Origin of the sequence: Myxococcus xanthus (assembly GCF_013116825.1) — a bacterium.
Lineage (GTDB): Bacteria > Myxococcota > Myxococcia > Myxococcales > Myxococcaceae > Myxococcus > Myxococcus xanthus_B.
In genome coordinates this window covers 1-20,570 of record NZ_JABFNS010000063.1, presented here as the reverse complement: position 1 = coordinate 20,570, position 20,570 = coordinate 1, and the positions used below count along the sequence as shown (strand labels likewise).

Here is a 20,570-nt window from a genome sequence, read left to right as displayed (position 1 = left end):
CATGTTCTCGCGACGAACCGTCCTGAAGGGCATGGCCGCCGGCCTCTTCGCGCCCTACTTCCACGACGTCTACGCCCAGTCGTCAGCGCTGCCGGCACGCCTGGTGCTGGTCCTCGAGTGCAATGGCGTCTACCCCCGCGCGCTCCTGAGCACGGGCACCCGCGCGGCGCTGGGCGGGCGCGCCAACACCTCCGACCGCATCTTCTGGGACGCGTACAAGGACACGCCGCTGGTGCGCGAGGGCGACAATCTCGCCAGCGCGATCAGTCTCGGGCCGCTGGCGGCGTCTTCCGGCAACATCGACCTGGTGAACCGCTCCGCCGTGCTGCTGGGGCTCTCGAACCTCATCGCGGGCGGCGGGCACTCCAGCGGGACGGGCGGGCTGAGCTGCGCGGTGAACGGCGCGGGCGCGACCTTCGACGCGGTGATCGCGCCTCGCCTGCGCCGTGGGGCACCGTTCGACGTGCTTCGGCTGGGCACCAGCTCCGCGCGCGTGTCCATCGTGTACGAGACCTGCGCGCTCGGCCCCCGCAAGCCCGCGGGCATCATCGTCAATCCGTCGCTCGCGTTCGACAGCACCTTCGGCTCGCTGCTCGGCGGCTCGACGAACGGGCGAGATCGCAAGATGCTCTTCGACTTCGCGCTGGCCGACTCGCGGAAGGCGCTGGCGGAGTTCAGCGGCAACTCCAACGAGCGGTTGAAACTGGAGCGCTACGTCTCCTCGCTCGAGTCGCTGCGCACGCGGGAGGATCAGCTCGAAGGCATGGCGAACCGCGTGCGGCCCTACCTGCCACCGGCGCCGAGGGACAACCCGCTCATCACCGGCGCGGGCTCACCGCCCGACTCGCTGAAGTGGTTCGAGGCGCAGTTCCAGATCGCCACCGCGTCCCTCCTGGGCGGGCTGACGAACACGGTGGTGCTGGCGACGGGCACCTCGGGCTTCGACGTGGCCTACGGCCCGGACGTGACCGACATCCCGCGACACAGCCTGCAGCACGGCCTGGATGCGGGGCAGAACTGGGACCGCGTCGCCGAAATCACCCGCCGTCACGTGCAACTGGTGGCGAACCTGGCGAGGACGCTGGCCGCCACGCCCGAGGTCGGCGCGAGCGGCTCGATGTTGGATCACACCGCGATCGTCTTCATGTCCGACAACGGCGAGCAGCACCACTCGACCTCGCGTGAGTGGCCGAAGCTCGTGGTGGGCGGCAACGCGCTGGGCCTGAAGACTGACGGGCGCACGGTCGTGTACCCGAAGTACGACGCGGCCCGGAACCGGCAGGTCTCGAACCTCTTCAACACGCTCGGCCACGCGTTCGGAGACGCGGACTTCAATACCTTCGGGCAGGAGGGCAGCACGCGCATCGCGCCGGGACCGCTGAGCGATCTGTACGGCTGAGCAGTGAGAACGCCCTTGCGTGCGGATGGCCACACCTCACGCAGGCGAACACGTCGAAGTCGAACGTCCTCCTGCCCTTCTGTGGGCTGCCCCGGGACACGCTGCGGCACCGCTGCGTGGGCGTCATCGGCGCGGCGGAGGCCATCTCCCGCGAGATGCTCCGGGGCGCCCTCCCGGAGAGCACCGCCGCCGCGACGCTGGCTTCGCGCATCGCCTCCTGGCTGTCCTCGAACAAGGAGCGGGAGGACGCGCGCGTGCATCATCGCCGTCGATGTGATGCAGTCGCGCGGTGCTCGAAAGCGTCACCATCGACCAGCTCCGCACGCTCCGCGCGGTGGCCGAGGAGGGAAGCTTCTCCGCGGCGGCTCGGAAGCTTGGCCAGGGGCAGCCCGCCGTCAGTCAAGCCATGCAGCGGCTGGAGAAGCAGCTCGGCCTGCGGCTCTTCGACCGGAGCGGGCGCGTCCCGCGTCTGACGGCGAAGGGAGAAGCCGTCGTCGCGGCGGCGCAGCGACTCCACGAAGACATCGCCTCTTTCCAGGCGGTGGTGGGCCGGCTCAAGAGCGGCGAGGAGACGAAGCTGTCGTTGGTAGTGGACGCAATGTTCCCCACTGACGCACTGATGGACTTCGTGCGGGAGCTGGCGCGCACGCACCCGGGTGTGGAGCTGGCGCTGGAGGTGGAGCTGCTGTCCGCGGTGACGGAGCGCGTGCGCGAGCGGCGCGCGACGCTGGGCATCGCCGGCGCGGACCTGGACCTCACCGGCCTGGAGCAGCGCCCCATCGCGCTCCTCAAGATGATTCCCGTCGCCGCGCCGTCACATCCGCTCGCGGCGCTGAAGGGCGTCCTCACGGAGGCGCACCTCGCCTCCGCAATCCAAATCGTCCTGAGCGAGCGGCTGCCGGAGGGCAAGACGGGCACGGCGGACCGGGGCGTCATCGGCTCGCGCCTCTGGCGTGTCGCGGACCTGATGACCAAGCACTCACTCCTCGTCGGCGGCATCGGCTGGGGCCTCGAGCCCGAGCACCTCGTCCGCGACGACCTCGCCGCAGGACGGTTGGTGGCGCTGCGTCTGGCTGCCTGGGAGGGCGGTCCCCCACCCCAGCGCCCGCTCGCCCTGGTGCGCCGCAAGGGCACGCCGATGGGCCCGGTGGCGACGTGGGCCTCGAACCGGCTCACCTCGCTGTGCCAGTTCGCGCTCGCGGGCGTGGACCATCACACGACGTGATGAAAAGCATCACGACCTGGAGCGATTTACAGACGGGGCTCGGCTCTTAGGTTTGGAACCATGAGCACCACGACCCAAGTCAGCGTTCCTACTTCTCCTCGAGCCACTTCCCGCCCCCGCACCCTGGAGAGTGTCCATGGTGGCGGCGAGCTGCACTGGGTGGGTGACGGCTTCCGCGTCCACACCCTCGTGCCGAGCGGCGGCCTGCGCCAGGAGCGGACCAGTCCGTTCCTGCTGCTCGACTACCATCCGCCCCATGACTACCCCGCGCTGGCGAAGGGCCAGCGGGGCGTCGGCTGGCATCCGCACCGTGGCTTCGAGACGGTGACACTCGCGTTCGAGGGTCACGTCGCGCACCGCGACAACGCGGGCAACTCCGGCGTCATCGGTCCCGGGGACGTGCAGTGGATGACGGCGGCGTCCGGAATCCTCCACGAGGAGTACCACGAGCACGACTTCTCCCGGCGCGGGGGCACGTTCCACATGCTCCAGCTCTGGGTGAACCTGCCTCGCCAGCACAAGATGTCCGCTCCGGGCTACCAGCCCATCACGAAGGAGCAGATTCCGGTGGTCCCCGTTCAAGGAGGCGGTGAGGCCACGGAGCACAGCCGGGTGCGGATCATCGCCGGGAGCTACGGTGACGCGAAGGGTCCCGCCAGGACCTTCACGCCCATCTCCATGCTCGACGTGAAGGTGCGCGCCGGCGAGGACTTCAACCTGTCGCTGCCCTCGAACCACAACGCCCTGGTGCTCGTCGCCAACGGCCGCGTGACGGTGGGCGCGGAGAGCATCCGGAGCGGTGAGCTCGCGGTGTTCGCCAACGACGGGGAGACCCTCTCCCTCCGGGCCGACGAGGACACGCACTTCATCGTCCTCGCGGGCGAGCCCATCCACGAGCCCATCGCCCACACCGGGCCGTTCGTGATGAACAACCACCGGGAGATCATCCAGGCCATCGACGACTTCGAGTCGGGCGCCTTCGGTGGGATTCCCGAGTAACGGGGCGCGCGGCGGCTGACGTCGTGCAAGGGGTGCTGGCGCCTCCGGGACACACCGTCCCGGGGGCGTCAACAGCAGGGGCCGCCGGCCTGGTGGCTATCTTGCGCCTCAACACCACGCGGCCTGGGGTGGCCCTCGCGCATGCCCGCGCCCCGAGGGACGCGATCCTCGGGGATGCGGTATGAGCAGGCATGCGCATCGCCGTGACGGGTTCACACCGGGTGGGCAAGTCGACGCTGATTGACTTGCTCGGAGAAGAGCTCGAGGGGTACCGGCTCGCGGAAGAGCCGTACCTCCTCCTCGAGGAAGAGGGTTACGAGTTCGCGTCTCCCCCCTCCCTGGAGGACTTCATCGAACAGCTCCGGTTCTCGGCCGAGCTGCTTCAAGCCGAGAAAGACTCACGCGACATCCTGTTCGACCGCTGCCCTGTCGACTTCCTGGGTTATCTCCAGGCGCATGAGGACGCGGAGGCGTTCGACCTGGAGGAATGGCATCCCCGGGTCCGCTCCGCCATCCAGACGCTCGACCTCATCGTCTTCGTGCCCATCGAGGCACCGGATCGCATCCGGCGCCGGGCCCGTGAAGACATCCACATGAGGACCGCGGTAGACGAGACGCTGTCCAGGGTGCTTCTCGACGACCCGTACGAGCTGGGCGTGGAGGTGCTCACCGTCCACGGCACGGCGGACGCACGGGTGAAACAGGTCCTTGCACGGGCAATCCGCTGACCGGGAGGCGTTTGACGGACGGCCCGCAGGCTCGGCCCCCACCGTCCCCTTGCCCCGCTCCGGCAAGGCTCCAGACGCGAACCCTTCTCGCGTCTGGAGCCCGCCCGTGAATCACGGCGTGTACGTCACTTCGAGCTGTATTCATCCCAGGCATTGTCTTGCACGAAGTGCGTGTAGGTGTTGCCCCAGGGACTCAGTACTGGGAATTCAACTACACGACCAACTGGCTCCACCCCCTCTACGAGCTGCCCTTCACCGGCGGCTTCCCCGACCAATACTCATCCAGGCCCGAAGCGTCACTCCCTTCAGCCTCGGCCCCCGGATCCTGCGAGTCGAAGTCGCCGTGCCCCTGTTGCTGGGACAGCTCGCGCTCCTGATTCACGCCTCGGCTGATGTGGTCGCGTTCCGGAGAGAGCCGAGAAGCGTGAGCACCGCCTGGGGCCGCTACTTCGCGGCGCGGCTCAGCATGTCCCAGTAGCTGTGCAGGCCACGGATGTGGTTTCCACCATCGACGGAGATGGTCTCCCCGGTGATCCACGCAGCGTCCTCGCCGCACAGGAAGGAGACCACGCCCGCGACATCCGACGGCATTCCACACGGCTTGCCCAGCGGCGTGCGAGCCAGGAACTCATGCCCCATGACCTCGATGAGTCCGACACTCTCCGCCAGCGGTGTCTGGATGGCTCCAGGGGCCACCACATTCACCCGGATTCCATGCCGCCCGAGCTCCGACGCGGCGACCTTCGAGAGGTTCGCCAGTCCCGCCTTCGACGCGCAGTAGTGCGACAACCCATCCGTCACCGCGAGCTGGTTCAGGGAGGAGATGTTGACCACCACGCCGGGCTTCTTGGCCTGCACGAGCGCCCGCGCGAAGGCCTTCATGAACAGGAAGGGCCCCTTCAGGTTGATGGCCATCACCTGGTCGAAGTCCTCGTCCGGCAGGTCGAGCAGCGGCGCCAGCGTGGCGGTCCCCGCGTTGTTCACCAGAATTCCTGGCAGGCCCAGCTCGCGCGTGGCGACCTCAAGACTCCGGGCGACATCCTCCGGCCGGCGGACGTCACCCGTGAAAGGCACGGCGCGCGCATTCCCGTCGAACATGCGGTTGAGGTCCCTGGCGGTCTCCTCCACCTTCGCCTGAGTCCGGCCAAAGACAAGCACGTTGGCCCCATCCCGCATCAGTCGCTCGGCGATTCCCCGCCCGATGCCCTGTGCAGCTCCCGTCACGATGGCACTGTTTGATATGAGATTCACGCTGCCTCCTGGCTGCTGGTGAGTCACGCGGGATGATGGCAGCCAGGAACTCTTCGTCCATTTCAGATGCTCCCGGCTGGTGGACAGAACGCTTGAACCCCCTTGGGGTACACGCCTGCCCAGGCCCCGCTCCCATCAGGTGCGTGGCAGGGGCCGTCGGCCTGGTGGCTATCTTGCGCCTCAACACCACGCGCGGAGCAGGGCGGCGTGGGCAAGGTGCTGCTCGTCAACTGAGCGTCACGTTTCGCGCGTCAGCAACACGACCGCGCCCAGGATGGCGCCCATGGCCAGCCAGGCTGTGGGCGTCATCGTCTCGCCCGCGAGCAGGCCCCCCGGACGGCGGACCTCAACCGCCAGGGCAGCGATACGGCCACGGTGCGGGTGACGGCGCCAGGGCTGTACCGCGTGCGAAGCGTCGCGAGTGCCCGGCGCGCCCGGGACGTCTACGTCGAGGTGACGGAGCCATTTCTCTCTCGTCGCCAACAGACGGCGAGGGTCGGTAGACAGAAGCCCCCAGGAGCGAGCCGAGGAGGCTTCGCCGTTTCTCCCCAGAAGTTCCGGGCGTTTCGCGCGCCGAGCGACCTCGCTGAGCGCCGCGTGGGACAGCCGGGCGGGCGTTCGCGAGGAGGAAATGAACGGCCCAAGCGCGGCTCCCGACGACGCGCTGGCCCGCGAGCTGGGCGCGATGGGGCTGCTCTGAGCTGAGTCAGCGCGCGCGCCGGTAGTGCATGGCGACCGCGCCGCTGCGGAGCGGCTTCGCCGAGACCAGCTCGAGCCGTCGCGTGCTGGGCAGCCCGCTCTGGTACAGGGTCGGGCCATGGCCGGCGATCCTGGGGTGGACGAGGAACTTGTACTCGTCGATCAGATCCAGCCGGTCCAGCTCGGTCGCGAGCTTGCCGCTACCGAGGAGCACGCCGGCGGGGGTCGCGTCCTTGAGCTTCTGCACACCCGTGCGCAGGTCGCCAGCGATGTGGTGGCTGTTGGTCCACGGGAAGTCCTTTCGTGTCGACGACGCCACGTACTTCGGCTTGGCCTCCAGCTTGACCGCCCACTCGCGCATCGCCGGCGGCGCCTCCTCGTCGCCGCGGGCGACCGCCGGCCAGAAGCTCTCCATCAGCTCGTAGGTGACGCGGCCCCACAGCATCGCCCCGCACTCGTCCATGAGGCGGGTGAAGAAGGCGTGTGTCTCGTCGTCGGCGATTCCCTCCTGGTGGTCAACGCAGCCATCCAGGGTGACGTTGATGCTGAAGGTCAGGATTCCCATGCGGCGGGTCTAACACTCCTGGCGATGGAACGGCAGGCCGTCGCAGAACTTGTCGCAGAGGATGTGCGCCAGGAGCGAAGGCGTCGCGAGCCTGCGTCAGAACACGCGTCATGACGTGAATGATTCGCATGACGAGCCGCTGGGCCCTGGGAATGCTGCACCTCGCAGTGGGCGTCATTACCTGGTTCCACGCGCGCCTACCGAGATAGGCTCCAAGCTCCGGGATGTTGGCCCCTCAATTGCTGGGGCTGAGGCAGCCCCCGTCTCGACACTGGAAGCCGAGCCCCCATGTGTTCCCGCCCCTTCGTCCCTGCCCTCCCGGCCGCTACCACCTCGTCTGCTCGCTCCAAGGAGGTGGCCCTGTGAGCCGCATCGCGGGATGGGTGTTGCTGGTGCTGGCGCTGGTCGTGTCGTACCGCCCGGCCGAGGCCGCGCAGGCGAAGAAGACGCAAGCGCAGAAGACCCGAGTCGCGGTGCTGCGCCCGGAGGGCCGCCAGGCGGATGCGCTGCGCAGGGTGCTGACGCAGGAGTTTGGCAAGAAGGGACGCGGGCGAGAGGTGCTGCCCGCGAAGAAGGTGGATGCCCAGGTGAAGCGCATCCGCGGCGGTCCGAAGACGGATGAGCAGCGGCAGGCGCTGGCAAAGAAGCTCGGCGCGGACGTGCTGATCCTCGCCTCGGTGAAGGGGACGAAGCGCTGGGACGTGGAGGTCCGCGCCTACTCCGGCAAGGACGGCACCCTCCTCGCGGAGGAGCGCTGGGACGTCCGCACGAACCGCGCCTTCCCCGACGTGCGGCGCGAACTCGAGCCCAAGCTGGGCGCGGCCCTGAAGGCGGGCCCGGAGCAGAGCCTCCCGCCTGCCGCCGTCACGCCTCCGACGCCTGTCTCCGAGCCGGAGGTCGCGCCCCCGACCCCCATCGCGGAGGCACCGCGCCCGGCGGTGGTGAAGCCTCCTCCGCCCACCGTGAAGAAGGAGGAGCCGCTGGTGAAGCCCGAGCCGAAGGCAGCCGGCCTTCGCAACCTGGACGGCCCCATCCTGGAGGCGCTGCTGTCCGGACAGGGGCTGTTCCGCCGCTTCAACTTCTCGGGCAGCAACGCCAACGTGCTGCCCGAATATAGCCTCAACAGCGCCGCGGCGGCGAGCGTCTCGGTGAGCTACTTCCCGCTCTCCCACTTCACGGATGGGATGGTGCACAACCTGGGTATCGTGGCGCGGGGCTCACGCGCCCTCGGGCTGTCCACGCGGCTCCCGGATGGCTCCGATTACGGCACCACCGCGCAGCTCCTGGAGGGAGGCCTGCGCCTTCGCCTGCCGCTGCCGTGGCTGGAGGTCTCGGTGGGCGCGCTATACGGCACCCACTCCTTCGCGGTGGAGCTCCCGCCGGAGAGCACCTTCGCCCTGCCCGACGTGGACTACCGCTTCGCGCACGTGGAGCTGGGCCTGCGCAAGGCGCTCACCGAGCGATGGGCCATCGCCGCGCGCGTGGGCTACCAGCACGTGCTGAGCGGCGGCGAGCTGTCCTCGGACGACTACCTCCCGGAGCTGAGCGGCTCCGGACTCGATGGCGAGCTCGCCGTGGAGTTCGCCCTGACGCGCATTTTGGGTCTGCGGCTGGGCGGAGCGCTGCGGAGCTACTCCTTCACCGCCGACGCCGCGGAGGGAGCCCCGGTCTTCGCCGGCGGCGCCAAGGACCTGTACTTCAGCGGTCAGCTCGGCGTGTACCTCAGGCTGTAACACCACCGCATTGAGGGGGTCTGTCCCCCACGCATGTGGCGCCTCCTCCTCACTTTCCGCGAGGCCCACACGAAAGATGCAACGCGTATGCACGCGTGACACGAGTTTTTCAGTATCCGTGTCATCGGGCCATTCGACCGATGCGCGTGCGAGTCGCGGCTACATTGACAGGAACGCATCATCCATCTGATTGGTATGTCTCTCAATGATGGAGGCGCTCGTGCCGAGGATGCGATCACAACGGCTGTCACGAGAGCCAGCGGAGCGGGGACGGTGGTGGCGCCCGGTGGTGCTCGGGCTGGTCTTGAGCGGGGCTGCTGGCTGCGAAGGAACCATCTCCAACCCGGAGGGCCCCGGTGGAGGGCCCGGCCCCGGTACGCCCCCGCCCACCGCCATCGAGAAGCCAGCCCCGTCCGTGCGAATGGCGCGCCTGACGCACGTCCAGTGGACGAACAGCGTGCAGGAGCTGCTCAGGCTGGACGCACCGCCCACCACGCTGGCGGGCACCTTCCGCGCGGACCCTGCCCAGAGCGGCTTCCTCTTCGACAACGATGCGCGCGCCCTCTCTGTCGACGAGGCACTCTGGGGCGCCTACCAGCGCGCCGCCGCTGAACTCGCCGGCCAGGTGACGACGGACGCGACGAAGCTCGCGCGCCTCTTGCCTCCGTCGGCCGCCACCGGCGAGGAGCGCGCCCGCGCCTTCGTGGAGTCCTTCGGCCTGCGCGCGCATCGGCGCCCGCTGACGTCCGAAGAGGTGGAGAGCTACCTCGGGCTGTACCGCCAGGGGCCCCAGGCCTACGCGGACATGTCGGCCTTCGAGGGTGGCATCCGGCTGGTGATTGAAGCCTTCCTTCAGTCGCCCCACTTCCTCTACCGCGTGGAGCGCAGCACGCAGGCCGTGCAGGACCGGGTGCCGCTCGACGACTACGAAGTGGCTTCGCGGCTGAGCTTCGGCCTCTGGAGCGCCATGCCGGACGACGCACTGTTCGCCGCCGCGAGCGAGGGCACCCTGCACTCCCGCGAGGGCGTCGCCACACAGGCACGGCGCATGCTCCAGGACGCGCGCTCGAACAAGGTGGTGGAGGCCTTCCACCGCACCCTCTTCGACGTGCCCCGCCATGCCGCCATCCGGCCCTCCCTCACGCGCTACCCGCAGGTGTCCGAGCGCCTCGGGGAGTACGCGGCCCGGGAGACGACCCTTTTCGTCCAGGACGTCGTCTTCTCCCGCAAGGGCGGCTACAGCGACCTGCTCACCTCGCCGGCCACCTTCGTCAACGACGAGTTGGCGCGCGTCTACGGGCTGAGTGGCACGTTCACCGCCGACTTCGTCCCCGTGACGCTGGACTCGCGCGAGCGCAAGGGCGTGCTCACCCAGGTGGGCTTCCTGGCCTCGCACGCGACGTCGGTGGACCCGGACCCCATCCACCGCGGCGTCTTCGTGTCCGAGCGCATCATCTGCCGGAAGATTGGCGCGCCGCCGGCCAACATCCCGCCGCTCCCCGCCCCCCAGGGCCGCACCAATCGTGAGGTCGTCGCCTCGCACACCGAAGCGCCAGGGACTGCGTGCGCCAGCTGCCACTCGAACCTCATCAACCCGCTCGGCTTCCCCTTCGAGAACTTCGACGCCATCGGCGGCTACCGCACCACGGACAACGGACATCCGGTGGACGCCAGCGCGTCTCCCAACATCAACGGAGAGACGGTGTCGGTGCGCGACGCGCTCGACCTGGCGGACGCACTCGCGGCCAATGAAGCGGTGCATGCGTGCTACGCGAAGCACTGGGTGGAGTACCTCCACGGGCGCCCGTCCGCCCACGAGGATGTGCCGCTGGTGGAGCGGCTCGGAAAGCTGTCGAAGGCGGGCAACCTGTCCATCGTCGATCTCGTCGTGGAGGTCGTCACCAGCGAGGGCTTCGTGAATCGCCACCCGGAGGAGCTGCCATGAAGCTGAGTCGCCGGAGGGTGTTGAAGGGCCTGGGCGGGACGATGCTGAGCCTGCCGTTTCTCGAGGGGCTGATGCCGAGGACCGCCCGCGCGGCGGACTCGGGGGGGCTGCCGTACGCCATCTTCTTCCGGCAGGCCAACGGCGTCGCCTCGGCCCAGACGACGTCGGAGCTCGGCGCGGAGCCGGAGCGCTTCTGGCCGCGCACCCTGGGTGCGCTCACCGCGGAGAGCATGGCCGGGCGGGCCGTGGGCGTGCTCGATGACCACCGCGCGCACCTGCTGCTGGTGCGCAACGTCAACATGAAGGACTACAACTACGGGGACGGCCACGCCCGCGGCGCCATGCAGGGGCTGACCGCGCAGGGCCCCGTGGTGGAGGGCGCGGGCGGCGGCTCCGAGTCCGCGGGCGAGTCCATCGACCACCGCATCGGCCGCGAGCTCAATCCGCAGCAGCGTGACTCGCTCGTCTTCTACGCGGGCCGGCGTGGCGGCTGGCTCGGGGGGCCCTGCCTCTCCTACCGGAGCAGCAACGTCCGCCGGGCCGCGCTGCATGACCCGTGGAATGCGTACCAGACGATGATTGGCGGCCCGGGAGGACTGACTCCCGAGGCTCGCGAGCAGCTCCTCGTCCGGCAGCGCAGCGTGAACGACCTGGTGAAGGCCCAGCTCCAGGCGCTCCAGCAGCGTCCCGAGCTGAGCGCGTCCGACCATGAGCGCTTGGACCTGCACCTGTCCAACGTCCGGGACCTGGAGGTCGCCCTGAGCTGCCGCATGCGCGCGGACCAGGAGCTCATCCTCCAGCAGCAGTCGCCCGGCTATGACAGCACGGACGGCACCGAGGTGCTCGCCACCGCCAGGCTGCACATGGACATCGCCGTGATGGCGATGGCGTGCGGCACCAACCGCGCGGCCGTCATCCAGGTGGGCAATGGCAACGACGGCGACACGCGCTACCGCAACCCGGACACGGGGCAGTTGATGGAGAACTTCCATTACGTGTCCCACCGTCGCTCGTCGCACGACTCCAGCGGCGGCATCATCACGGGTTCGGACCTGCTGCACCACCACGTGGACGTGCAGTTCGCGAGCGCCTTCAAGCACCTCCTGGACCGGCTGGTGGCCTACCAGATGCCGGACGGAAAGCGACTCATCGAGCACGGCGTGGCTGTCTGGTACAACGACCTGGGCAACGGGCCGGCTCACTCGGCGCGCAATGTGCCCTTCGTCCTGGCGGGGAGCTGCAATGGCTTCTTCAAGCAGGGCGTCTACGTCGAGGCGTCGGGCGGCGGCAATCCCAACCACAACCGGATGCTGAACACGATTGGCACCGCCGTGGGGCTGAGGAACGCGGCCGGCGGGAACCTGGACGACTTCGGCGACCCGTCGCTGACCAAGGGCGTGCTCTCCGAGCTCATCGCCTGAGTGGACGATTGCGTCCTGCTCCAGTGTCCTGCGCTGGAGCAGGTCGTTCAGGCAGCGTGACCACGCTGTCCGTGGAGTTGGGGCAAGCGCACCCGAGCGATGCTCCCAGCCGGTGGACAGACCGCTTGAACCCCCTTGGAGTACATGCCTGCCCAGGCCGCGCTCCCATCAGGTGCGTGGCAGGGGCCGCCGGCCTGGTGGCTGTCTTGCGCCTCAACACCACGCGGCCTGGGGTGGCCCTCGTGCCGGGGCCGACCTCGCACAGGCCGTGGGCAAGCCCCGGTGCCGCGCATTCGCCGCGCCCTCCAGCGCGCGGGTGGCCAGGGACTTGGTGATCAGGGCCAGCTCGTAGCCGTTCGGCGTCTCCGACTCGCGCGCCCTCAGGTGCGTGTGGCAGTCGATGAGCCCCGGCAGCACCGTGGACGTCCCCAGGTCCACCACCTCCGTACCCTCGGGGATTTGCAGCCCGGGGCCCACCTTCACGATGCGGTCACCCTCGATGAGGATGACCGGCTGGGCCACGTACTTGCCGCTCTTCACGTCGAGCATCCGCGCGGCGTGCACGGCGACGCGGCGGGCTGGGCCGTGGCGACAGCTCCCAGGACGAGGGTGGGCAGGGACAACACAGGGGCAAGCCGCTTCACGAAGCCTCCGACGGGAATCAGGAACGCAGCGTAGCGTGCGGCGCGTTCAGGACACGACACACTCTCTCAGAACTCTGAGGGTTCAACGGCCGCGAGCCTCAGATCTTCGAGGAGCCATTCCGCTTCGGATTCGGGTAACACTTCGTGGTGCGACAGGGGCCGGCTGTCTCGTGACTCCATTGGGAGGGGAAACCATGTCCTGGAAGCACCCTGGCTCACTCACGCTGCTCACGCTCTGCCTGGCCGCCTGTGGAAGCCCCACGGGCAACGAGTCTCTCGACGCCGAGGGCGCGGCACTCGACACACCTGACGTGCAGCAGCCCGCTGGAGCGGCCCCGGAACAGCCCGAGCCCCGCGGGCCGCGCACCCTCGTGGTGCCCAAGCACTACGACACCATCCAGTCCGCCATCGACGCCGCACAGCACGGGGACACGGTGTACGTCGCGCCGGGCGTCTACTCCGAGCACGTCGTCCTCAAGAGCGGCATCCGGCTCATCGGCGCGGGCGCGCCCATCACCCTCTGGGATGGCCTGGGCGAGCCCTTCAACCTCATCGACTACTCCGGCGCCAGCGACGTGGAGATCTCCGGCTTCACCTTCCGGAACGTGGGCTCCGACACGTGGTGCACGATGACGTCCGACCTGGACCGCTGGTGCGGCGGCAACTGGTACGCCTCCGCCATCTTCGCGGACGGCCATGACGCGACGACGTCCGCGCTCGTGACGAACAACATCTTCGAGGGCAACGGCACCGGGGTGCTGCTCTACTTCCACGCGCTCGCGGACGTGCGCCGCAACCTCTTCTGGAGGAATGACTACGCGCTCGCCTTCAACCACCTCCAGGACGCGGCCGTCGTCGAAGAGAACATCTTCTGGAAGAACACCTCGCTCGCCCTCGGCGTGCAGGCGGGCCAGGTCGACATCCGGCGCAACGTCATCGCCGGATCGGCAGTGGGCCTCAGCCACATGTACGTGCAGACGGGGGACATCCGCTGCAACGTCTTCTTCCAGAATGACCAGCACGCCGCGGAGACCCACGCCGTCCCGCCGCGCGTCGTCCTGGGTGAGAACGGCAACGTGGTGCTGGAGCCGCTCTTCAGGGACGCCGACGCGGGCGACTTCCGCCTCCGCCCCGACTCGCCGCTGAAGCTCGCCGACTGCCTGGGTGACGTCGACGTCACCTTCGAGGGACTGGGGCTCGTGGCCCCCTGAGACGAGGACGCCGCCAGCCCCACCCGGTTGGACTCACGGGGGTGCTGGCGGCGTGCGTGGAACGGAAGCTCCGTTCCGCCGCTCAGCCGTGCGTGGCCGGCCGGGGCTCGTCGGTGCGAGGCGGGTGCGGGCCCGACTCGGCATCCGGCTTCTTTCCCAGCCTCGCACCCAGCCGCGTCTTCATCCGGTCCGCCATGACGTAGAAGGCGGGCACCACCAGCAGGCTGAGCACGGTGGACACGGACAGGCCGCCGAGCTCGGCGATGGACATGGGCGCGCGCGTCTCCGAGCCCGCGCCCAGCGCCAGCACCGCCGCCATTATCGTCGCGGTGGACGTCATCAGGATGGGCCGCAGCCGCACTGGACCCGCGCGCAGCATGGCCTGGAACGCATCCTCCCTGCGCTCCCGCTCCTGCAGCGCGTAGTCCACCAGGATGATGGAGTTCTTCTTCACGATGCCCATCAGCAGCAGCAAGCCAACCATGCTGAAGATGTTCAGCGTGCTGCCCGTGGCCAGCAGCGCAAAGGCCGCGCCCGCCACCGACAGCGGCAGAATGGTGAGCACCGTGACGGGGGGCAGGAACGAGTTGAACTGCGCCCCCAGCACCATGTACGCCACGACGTATAGGCGGGATAGAGGCCCTGTTGAGGGTGATGGCTGGAGCGGAGGGGCCGAGGAAGGCCGCTGACGGGGCCTCCCGAGCGATGCTCCCGGCAGGAGGACAGACCGCTTGAACCCCCTGGGGAACACGCCTGCCCAGGCCGCGCCCCCATCAGGTGCGTGGCAGGGGCCGCCAGCCTGGTGGCTGTCTTGCGCCTCAACACCACGCGGCCTGAGGTGGCCCTCGTGCCGGGGCCAACCTCGCACAGGCCGTGGGCAAGCCCAGGTGCTCTAGAACCGCCCGCACCCCGGGGGGCCCCCTCCACGTACGCCAACACCCGCCGCCTGCCTCCACACCTCACGCAGGCGAACACGTCGAAGTCGAACGTCCTGCTGACCAGCATCTGTGGACGTCAGGGGGCATTGTCACACGATATCCAGCTGCAATTGCTCCTGAAGGCGTGACTGAAGTGATACCCGTCGCCGTCCGCATCCAAGACATCCCATCGATGCTGTCGAATATAGTACTCCTGCACGCCGCATGCCTCGTACCAAGGGCATGCCCAATAGCTAGCACTACGCTGCCAGTACTGCACCGATTCTCCCGCAAAAAAGACCCAAGAGCCCCATGCGCCACCATTGTAAGAAGCCTGTAGCCTCACGCTCCCCCTGTAGGGTCCAAGCCTGAAAAATGACGTCTTGGCAGATGCATGCGCCCATCCATGGCCGGTTGAATTGGGGAAGCAACCGAAGAACTCCCCGGCTTTGAAGCAGGCAGCATCTCTCCATTGTTGGCCATCGGCCCCCGTCCACGACTGGGTGACATCCGGGGCAAAGCCCTCTGAAGATTCCGGGTTGGCAACCATCTCATCTCGCGCAGGCATGATATGGGAGCCATCATGGGCCTCACTGAGCGATTCGGCCCTGACCAGTGCTTCTGGCGGTGTCGATCCTCCCGTAAGCCGACGATAGAGTTCGACGGCGGAGTGACCTGCAACATCTTCATCACGCAGGATATGTCCATTCTCAGCAGGGCCGCGCTCCATGATGAGCAGGCCACCGCCCCCCGAATCATAAAATTCAACATGGTGCTCAGGTGCCATTTCGACACGAGCAATCAGATGATTGATTTCATCGAGCCTTGGACGCAACTGCTGCTTGGCTTCCAACGCGGCCACCGGATTGGATTCATATAGCTTGTCGATGCGCTGGAGTGACAGTTGCGCTTCAGTGAGCGATGAAGGGTTGAGCTCTATGGGCGTTTGCTCTTCACCAAGAGAGTCGCTGCACCCTGTCGACCCAAGAGTGGCTGCCAAGAAAAATCCCAGTCGAAACGATCGCTTGCTTTTCATTGCGTGTCCCACAATCAATGGAGAATGCGCCACCGCCTGACCTGCAACCACATGCGCATCACGCCCTTCTGCGGCGCCAGTCGCGCATGGCCAGATATACCGCAAACACAGTCAGGCAACTTGTCGAATCTCGTCAATGGCGTTTCGTATCGCAGAAAGTTGCTTCCGACGTCCTGGTTCGATAGTCGACATTGCCAGGGCGCGTGGATGCGTGCGGGCGCACCGAGGTCAACGAGTCTTGTCATTCGTACGTGGCCGGGACGCTCGTGACGATCTTCATCTCCAAAACCCTGTGCGTATGTAAGGGCTGGGAGCTCTCTCTACCCATGGGCTTGTTCAGGTGAGCGGTTGTCCTGCGCCAGGGCTGTGCGAGCACATCCTCCTGAAGGACAGGGTCCATCCGGCCTCTCTTCCCGCAGGCGGGCGTAATGCTGTAGGCCAGCGTTTCCCAGTGATGCGGAAGGACTGTCGAGATGAACGGACGAATCCGGTTTTTGGCCGCGGTGCTGCTGGGGCTGTTTGGAGGGATGGGATGTGGCGGTTCGGATGACCCGCCCCCCCAGGAACCGCAGGTGACGGTCCCCCAGGCGCCGACCCAAGTGGCGGCGGTGGCGGAGGACTCACAAGTCACGGTGACGTGGGCGGCGCCCGCGAACGACGGCGGCAGCGCGATTCTCGAATATGCGGTGTATGTCTTCTCCGGGGAGACCGAGGTTCGGGTCGTGACCTTGCCGGCGTCCGCGACCCGGGCTCACATCACTGACCTGACCAACGGCACGGCCTACGCGTTCAGCGTGATTGCGGTGAATGACCGGGGCCGTGGTGCTGCGTCCACGCGCACGGCCCTCGTCACGCCGCACGTGACGCCCGGCGCGGTGAGCAACCTGGTGGCCGTGCCTGGGAACCAGGAGGTCGTGCTGACGTGGGATGCCGCCGATGGCAAGGGCATGGCCCTGACCGGCTATGTCATCACCGCGCAGGCCGAGGATGCGGGGATTGAGGCCGAGCCGGTGACCGTCACCGTCACGGAGACGCAGGCCACGCTGATCTCGTTGTCGAACGGGAGGGCGTACACGTTCACTGTCGTCGCCGACAACGGACATGCAAAGGGGGCCGGGACTTCCGTCTCCGCCACACCCTTCACGACGCCAGGGGCTCCCACGCTGACGGCCAATTCGTACTCGACGCGCGTGTTCTTGCGCTGGACTGCCGAGGACACGGGAGGCCGTCCCATCACCGGCTATCTGGTAACGGTGTACCTGAACGACGAGGTCCTACGGACCGCGGAGACGACCGAGTCGACGTTGAACGTGACGGGGTTGCTCTACTCGACGACCTATCATTTCACGGTCGTCGCCCAGAACGAGGCGGGGCGGGGCACCGTCTCGGAGCGCATCGCGAGCATGCTAGCTCGAAGACCGTCAGTGCCGCGCAATGCCACCTGCGACACCTCGGACGAGAACATCACGTTCGCCTGGACGCCGCCTGAGTTCGACTATGGGCACCCGGTAGTGGAGTACCGTATCGCGACGATGCTCGGCGGCTATTACACCGAGTGGTACACCACCAAGCTGCGCTACGTCCTCCCGGAGATTCCTCGCGAAGGGAACCCCATGCGGTTCTCTCTCGTCGCCCAGAATGCGTATGGGTTTGGAGATCCCGTGGAGCTCTACTGTTACTTTGACTCGCTGCGCCCCTGAGGCCGCGCCGCACCTCCCGACGCCTTTGGCCTCCTGAGCCAAAGGCCCGGCCAAGGACGTGGCGCGCGCGGTTGCAGGCGGCCGTGGACCGTGTTCGGCGAGCGCCGCGAGGAGCGAGGAGTTCAGTGACTGGTCATTCCCTTCGAACTTCCGGCCCATTCCTCCCGTGCGCCTCCCATGCGAAATGCCATCCCTTTGAGGAGGCCGTGTGCCCATGAGAGTCGTCGTCGACCTCACCCGCTGCCAGGGGTATGCGCAGTGCGCCTTCCTTGCGCCGAGCGTGTTCAGGATGCAGAGCGGGGATGCGCTGCTGTACGACTCCAACCCCGACGACGCCCTTCGTGAGCAGATCAAGCGAGCCGCTGCGGCGTGCCCCGTCCAGGCCATCCACATTGGTGGAATGGGCACCCTGGCGGCGATGCGGAAAGAGCCTGCACAGCGACGGAATCCCAGGGGGCCCGTGCGTCTCACCGACGCGGAAGCGGCGTTCAAGCGCGGTGGCCGCATCGTTATCGTCGGCGCATCCCTGGCCGGGTTGACTGCCGCCCTCATGCTCCGCACCGAAGGCTTTGCTGGGTCGTTGACCCTCATCGGGGATGAGGCCTACGATCCGTACGACCGGCCGCCGCTCTCCAAGCAGGTCCTGACAGGTTGGGTGAAGGCAGACCACACGCTATTGCCTTACAGCGACGAGCTCGATGCGGACTGGCACCTGGGAGTCCGTGCCATGGGACTGGACCTGGCCGGCAGGCAGGTCCTCCTTGCTGACGGGAACAGGGTCCAGTTCGACCGGTTGCTGATTGCGACGGGGGCGCGTGCCCGGCCGTGGCCCAACGACGCGGAGGCGTCGCTGGAGGGCGTAGAGGTGGTGCGCACCCGCGACGATGCGGCCCAGTTGCGGCGCCGTCTGGCCGCCAGACCCGGCCGGGTCCTGGTCATCGGCGGCGGGTTCACCGGCTCGGAGGTCGCCTCCGCGTGCCGCGAGCTGGGTCTGCCGGTGACCGTCACGGAGCGGGGGGCCACTCCACTGGTGGGGGCGCTCGGCGGAGTCGTCGGGGCGGTCGCAGCCGCCTTGCAACGCGACCATGGCGTCGACCTGCGCTGCGGCGTCACCGTCACGCGGCTGGAGGGGGATGCAAACGGGAGGCTGCGGCGGGCCCACTTCTCCGACGGCTCGACACTGAACGTCGACGTGGCCGTGGTCGCGCTAGGGGCGATCCGCAACGTGGAGTGGCTGCGCGACTCGGGGCTGGCGGTGACTCGATGGGGGGTGGCCTGTGATGCGGCCTGCCACGCGTTCGACATCAACGGCCTGGTGACCGGGAACATCTTCGTCGCCGGGGACGTGGCCCGCGTCCCTCACCCGCTCTACGACTACCAGTTCCTGTCCCTCGAGCACTGGGGCAACGCGGTCACCCAGGCCAAGATTGCGGCCCACAACATGCTCAGCCCGGAAGCGGACCGCTGGCCACACCTGGCCATCCCCACCTTCTGGTCCACGCAATTCGGCGTCAACATCAAATCGGTGGGTGTGCCGACCTTCTCGGACGCGCTCGTCATCACCCAGGGCTCACTCGCCGAGCGCCGATTCGTCGCCGTCTACGGCTACAAGGGGCGTGTCACCGCCGCGGTCGCTTTCGACCAGCCCAAATGGCTGGAGTTCTACCAAGGCTTGATCGATGCGGCCGCGCCGTTCCCGCCCGCCTTCCGCACCGTCCATCAGCCCGCCGAGATGCGGCCCGTCCCTCCCGAATTTCCGAAACGGGCCGTGTCCGACCAGGAGGCCACCGTCATGGTCACCGGCCGTGAACCCTACGAGCGGCGAGTCCGGTGGGTGTACCGGCACCTGTGAGCCGAGTGTCGGCAGCCGCGTCACCCCACCCCTCCAACGGACTCAAGGAGAGCGCTTCATGGCACAGGCCAGCATCTTCGAGCAGATCCTCGACCCGGCCAACCGGGCCAACCCCTACCCGCTCTACGCCGAGTTGCGGAAGACTCCCGTGGCGCGCGAGGCCGACGGCACGTACATCGTCAGCACCTACGATGAGATTGTCGCGTTGCTCCACGACCCACGGGTCAGCTCCGACATACGCAACCTCGTCCGGCAGGCCGGTGCCACGCCCTCCCCCCAGGAGGGCCCTCCAGGGCTGCCAGAGCCCTTCATCCGGCGCGACCCTCCCGACCACGACCGGCTCCGGAAGCTGGCGATGAGGCCCTTCGGGCCGCCGCACACCCCCGGACGCATTGATGCCCTTCGTCCCTGGCTGGTCGAGACCACCACGGGCCTGCTTGACGCGCTCGCGGGCAAGAACCAGGTCGACATCGTCGGCGACGTGGCCTACCCATTCCCTGTGACTGTCATCTGCAAGCTGCTGGGAGTCCCTCGCGAGGACGAATCGCGCTTTCACGAGTTGGCCGACGCGAGCATCGAGACCCTTGACCCCACCACAGGGACGATCGAGCAGCGAAAGGCCAAGCGCGACCGGACGAAAGCGGAGCTGGGGCAGTACCTCGCCGCGCTCGCCGATGCCCACCTGCGCCAGCCCGGCGGCGACCTGATCTCCGGGTTCCTGACGGATGACGGCCCCGACGGGCGGATGTCGCGGGAAGAGGTGTTGAGCACCGCTGCGTTGCTGCTCGTCGCTGGCCATGAGACCACCGTCAACCTCATCGCCAATGGCGTGCTCACCCTGCTGCGCCACCCCAGCGTGTTCGAGCGGCTGCGCCGCGAGCCCGAGCTGAGCATCCCGCTGGTCGAGGAGCTGCTGCGCTATGAACCACCGGTGCAGTTCCTGCCTGACCGCGTCACTCTGGCCGACATCGACATTGCCGGCACCACCATTCCCCAGGGCTCGCCGCTCGTGCTGATGCTCGCTGCGGGCAGCCGCGACCCAGAGCGCTTCGACGACCCCGACCGCTTCATGCCCGACCGGCCCAACAACTCGCACCTGGGCTTCGGCAGTGGCATTCACTACTGCTTTGGTGCACCGCTTGCCCGGCTGGAGGCACAGATTGCATTGACCGAACTCGCCTGCCGCCTTGAGCACCCCAGGCTCGTTGCCGACCCGCCCCCCTACCCTGTCTCTTATACACATCT

General features: G+C 67.9%; 16 protein-coding genes and 2 pseudogenes. 10 read left to right on the top strand and 8 right to left on the bottom strand.

Translation table 11 applies throughout. The features are described from left to right. Position 1 precedes the first annotated feature (1 nt). The 4 genes from HNV26_RS19495 (at position 2) to HNV26_RS19480 (ending at position 4,351) form a co-directional block, all read left to right on the top strand. On the top strand, positions 2–1,399 hold the full coding sequence (locus tag HNV26_RS19495) for a DUF1552 domain-containing protein (RefSeq protein ID WP_171444373.1): 1,398 nt from the start codon (positions 2–4) through the stop codon (positions 1,397–1,399). A 289-nt stretch (positions 1,400–1,688) separates the two neighbouring features. Further along, a complete protein-coding gene (locus HNV26_RS38490; RefSeq protein ID WP_171444374.1) occupies positions 1,689–2,624 on the top strand; it encodes a LysR family transcriptional regulator in 936 nt (311 codons plus the stop codon). Positions 2,625–2,684: 60 nt separating this feature from the next. Further along, positions 2,685–3,623, top strand: a complete 939-nt coding sequence (locus HNV26_RS19485) for a pirin family protein (protein ID WP_171444375.1) — start codon at positions 2,685–2,687, stop codon at positions 3,621–3,623. Positions 3,624–3,814: 191 nt separating this feature from the next. Further along, entirely contained in the window at positions 3,815–4,351 is a 537-nt protein-coding gene (locus HNV26_RS19480; RefSeq protein ID WP_171444376.1) for an AAA family ATPase, read from the top strand. Positions 4,352–4,589: 238 nt separating this feature from the next. Here the strand turns inward: HNV26_RS19480 and HNV26_RS19475 are convergent, their stop codons facing one another. The 5 genes and pseudogenes from HNV26_RS19475 to HNV26_RS39325 all read right to left on the bottom strand — a co-directional run. After that, positions 4,590–4,733: a hypothetical protein gene (locus HNV26_RS19475; RefSeq protein ID WP_171444377.1), complete on the bottom strand. Its 144-nt coding sequence runs from the start codon at positions 4,731–4,733 to the stop codon at positions 4,590–4,592. Positions 4,734–4,795: 62 nt separating this feature from the next. Then, complete coding sequence (locus HNV26_RS19470) at positions 4,796–5,602, bottom strand: SDR family NAD(P)-dependent oxidoreductase (protein WP_090490566.1); 807 nt, start codon at positions 5,600–5,602, stop codon at positions 4,796–4,798. A 237-nt stretch (positions 5,603–5,839) separates the two neighbouring features. Next, the gene (locus tag HNV26_RS19465; protein ID WP_171444360.1) at positions 5,840–6,085 is read right to left on the bottom strand and encodes a hypothetical protein; all 246 of its coding nucleotides are present in this window, start codon (positions 6,083–6,085) and stop codon (positions 5,840–5,842) included. A gap of 223 nt (positions 6,086–6,308) precedes the next feature. Further along, entirely contained in the window at positions 6,309–6,866 is a 558-nt protein-coding gene (locus HNV26_RS19460) for a dihydrofolate reductase family protein (RefSeq protein ID WP_171444378.1), read from the bottom strand. Positions 6,867–6,875: 9 nt separating this feature from the next. Next, a pseudogene (locus HNV26_RS39325) lies at positions 6,876–6,947 on the bottom strand (hypothetical protein); the annotation flags it as partial. Positions 6,948–7,228: 281 nt separating this feature from the next. Here HNV26_RS39325 and HNV26_RS19450 point away from each other — a divergent pair. The 3 genes from HNV26_RS19450 (at position 7,229) to HNV26_RS19440 (ending at position 11,965) form a co-directional block, all read left to right on the top strand. Then, a complete protein-coding gene (locus tag HNV26_RS19450) occupies positions 7,229–8,599 on the top strand; it encodes a hypothetical protein (RefSeq protein WP_171444379.1) in 1,371 nt (456 codons plus the stop codon). 229 nt (positions 8,600–8,828) lie between these two features. Beyond that, positions 8,829–10,544 (top strand): DUF1592 domain-containing protein, encoded by a 1,716-nt coding sequence (locus HNV26_RS19445; RefSeq protein WP_253816791.1) that lies wholly within the window; start codon positions 8,829–8,831, stop codon positions 10,542–10,544. Beyond that, entirely contained in the window at positions 10,541–11,965 is a 1,425-nt protein-coding gene (locus HNV26_RS19440) for a DUF1552 domain-containing protein (protein WP_171445181.1), read from the top strand. The genes HNV26_RS19445 and HNV26_RS19440 overlap by 4 nt, the downstream gene beginning before the upstream one ends. Positions 11,966–12,178: 213 nt before the next feature. Here HNV26_RS19440 and HNV26_RS37930 read toward each other — a convergent pair whose 3' ends face one another. Continuing rightward, the gene (locus HNV26_RS37930) at positions 12,179–12,514 is read right to left on the bottom strand and encodes a hypothetical protein (protein WP_216612518.1); all 336 of its coding nucleotides are present in this window, start codon (positions 12,512–12,514) and stop codon (positions 12,179–12,181) included. Between the two features lie 289 nt (positions 12,515–12,803). Between HNV26_RS37930 and HNV26_RS19430 the strand changes: the two genes are divergently transcribed. Beyond that, positions 12,804–13,820, top strand: coding sequence for a right-handed parallel beta-helix repeat-containing protein (locus HNV26_RS19430; protein WP_171445180.1), 1,017 nt, complete (start codon positions 12,804–12,806; stop codon positions 13,818–13,820). A gap of 82 nt (positions 13,821–13,902) precedes the next feature. Here HNV26_RS19430 and HNV26_RS19425 read toward each other — a convergent pair. Continuing rightward, positions 13,903–14,439: pseudogene (locus HNV26_RS19425) on the bottom strand (efflux RND transporter permease subunit); the annotation flags it as partial. A 395-nt stretch (positions 14,440–14,834) separates the two neighbouring features. Next, positions 14,835–15,773 (bottom strand): hypothetical protein, encoded by a 939-nt coding sequence (locus HNV26_RS19420; RefSeq protein WP_171445179.1) that lies wholly within the window; start codon positions 15,771–15,773, stop codon positions 14,835–14,837. A 473-nt stretch (positions 15,774–16,246) separates the two neighbouring features. Between HNV26_RS19420 and HNV26_RS19415 the strand changes: the two genes are divergently transcribed. Then, the gene (locus HNV26_RS19415; RefSeq protein ID WP_171445178.1) at positions 16,247–17,473 is read left to right on the top strand and encodes a fibronectin type III domain-containing protein; all 1,227 of its coding nucleotides are present in this window, start codon (positions 16,247–16,249) and stop codon (positions 17,471–17,473) included. A 214-nt stretch (positions 17,474–17,687) separates the two neighbouring features. After that, complete coding sequence (locus tag HNV26_RS19410) at positions 17,688–19,325, top strand: FAD-dependent oxidoreductase (RefSeq protein WP_171445177.1); 1,638 nt, start codon at positions 17,688–17,690, stop codon at positions 19,323–19,325. The last annotated feature ends 1,245 nt before the right edge of the window (positions 19,326–20,570 follow it).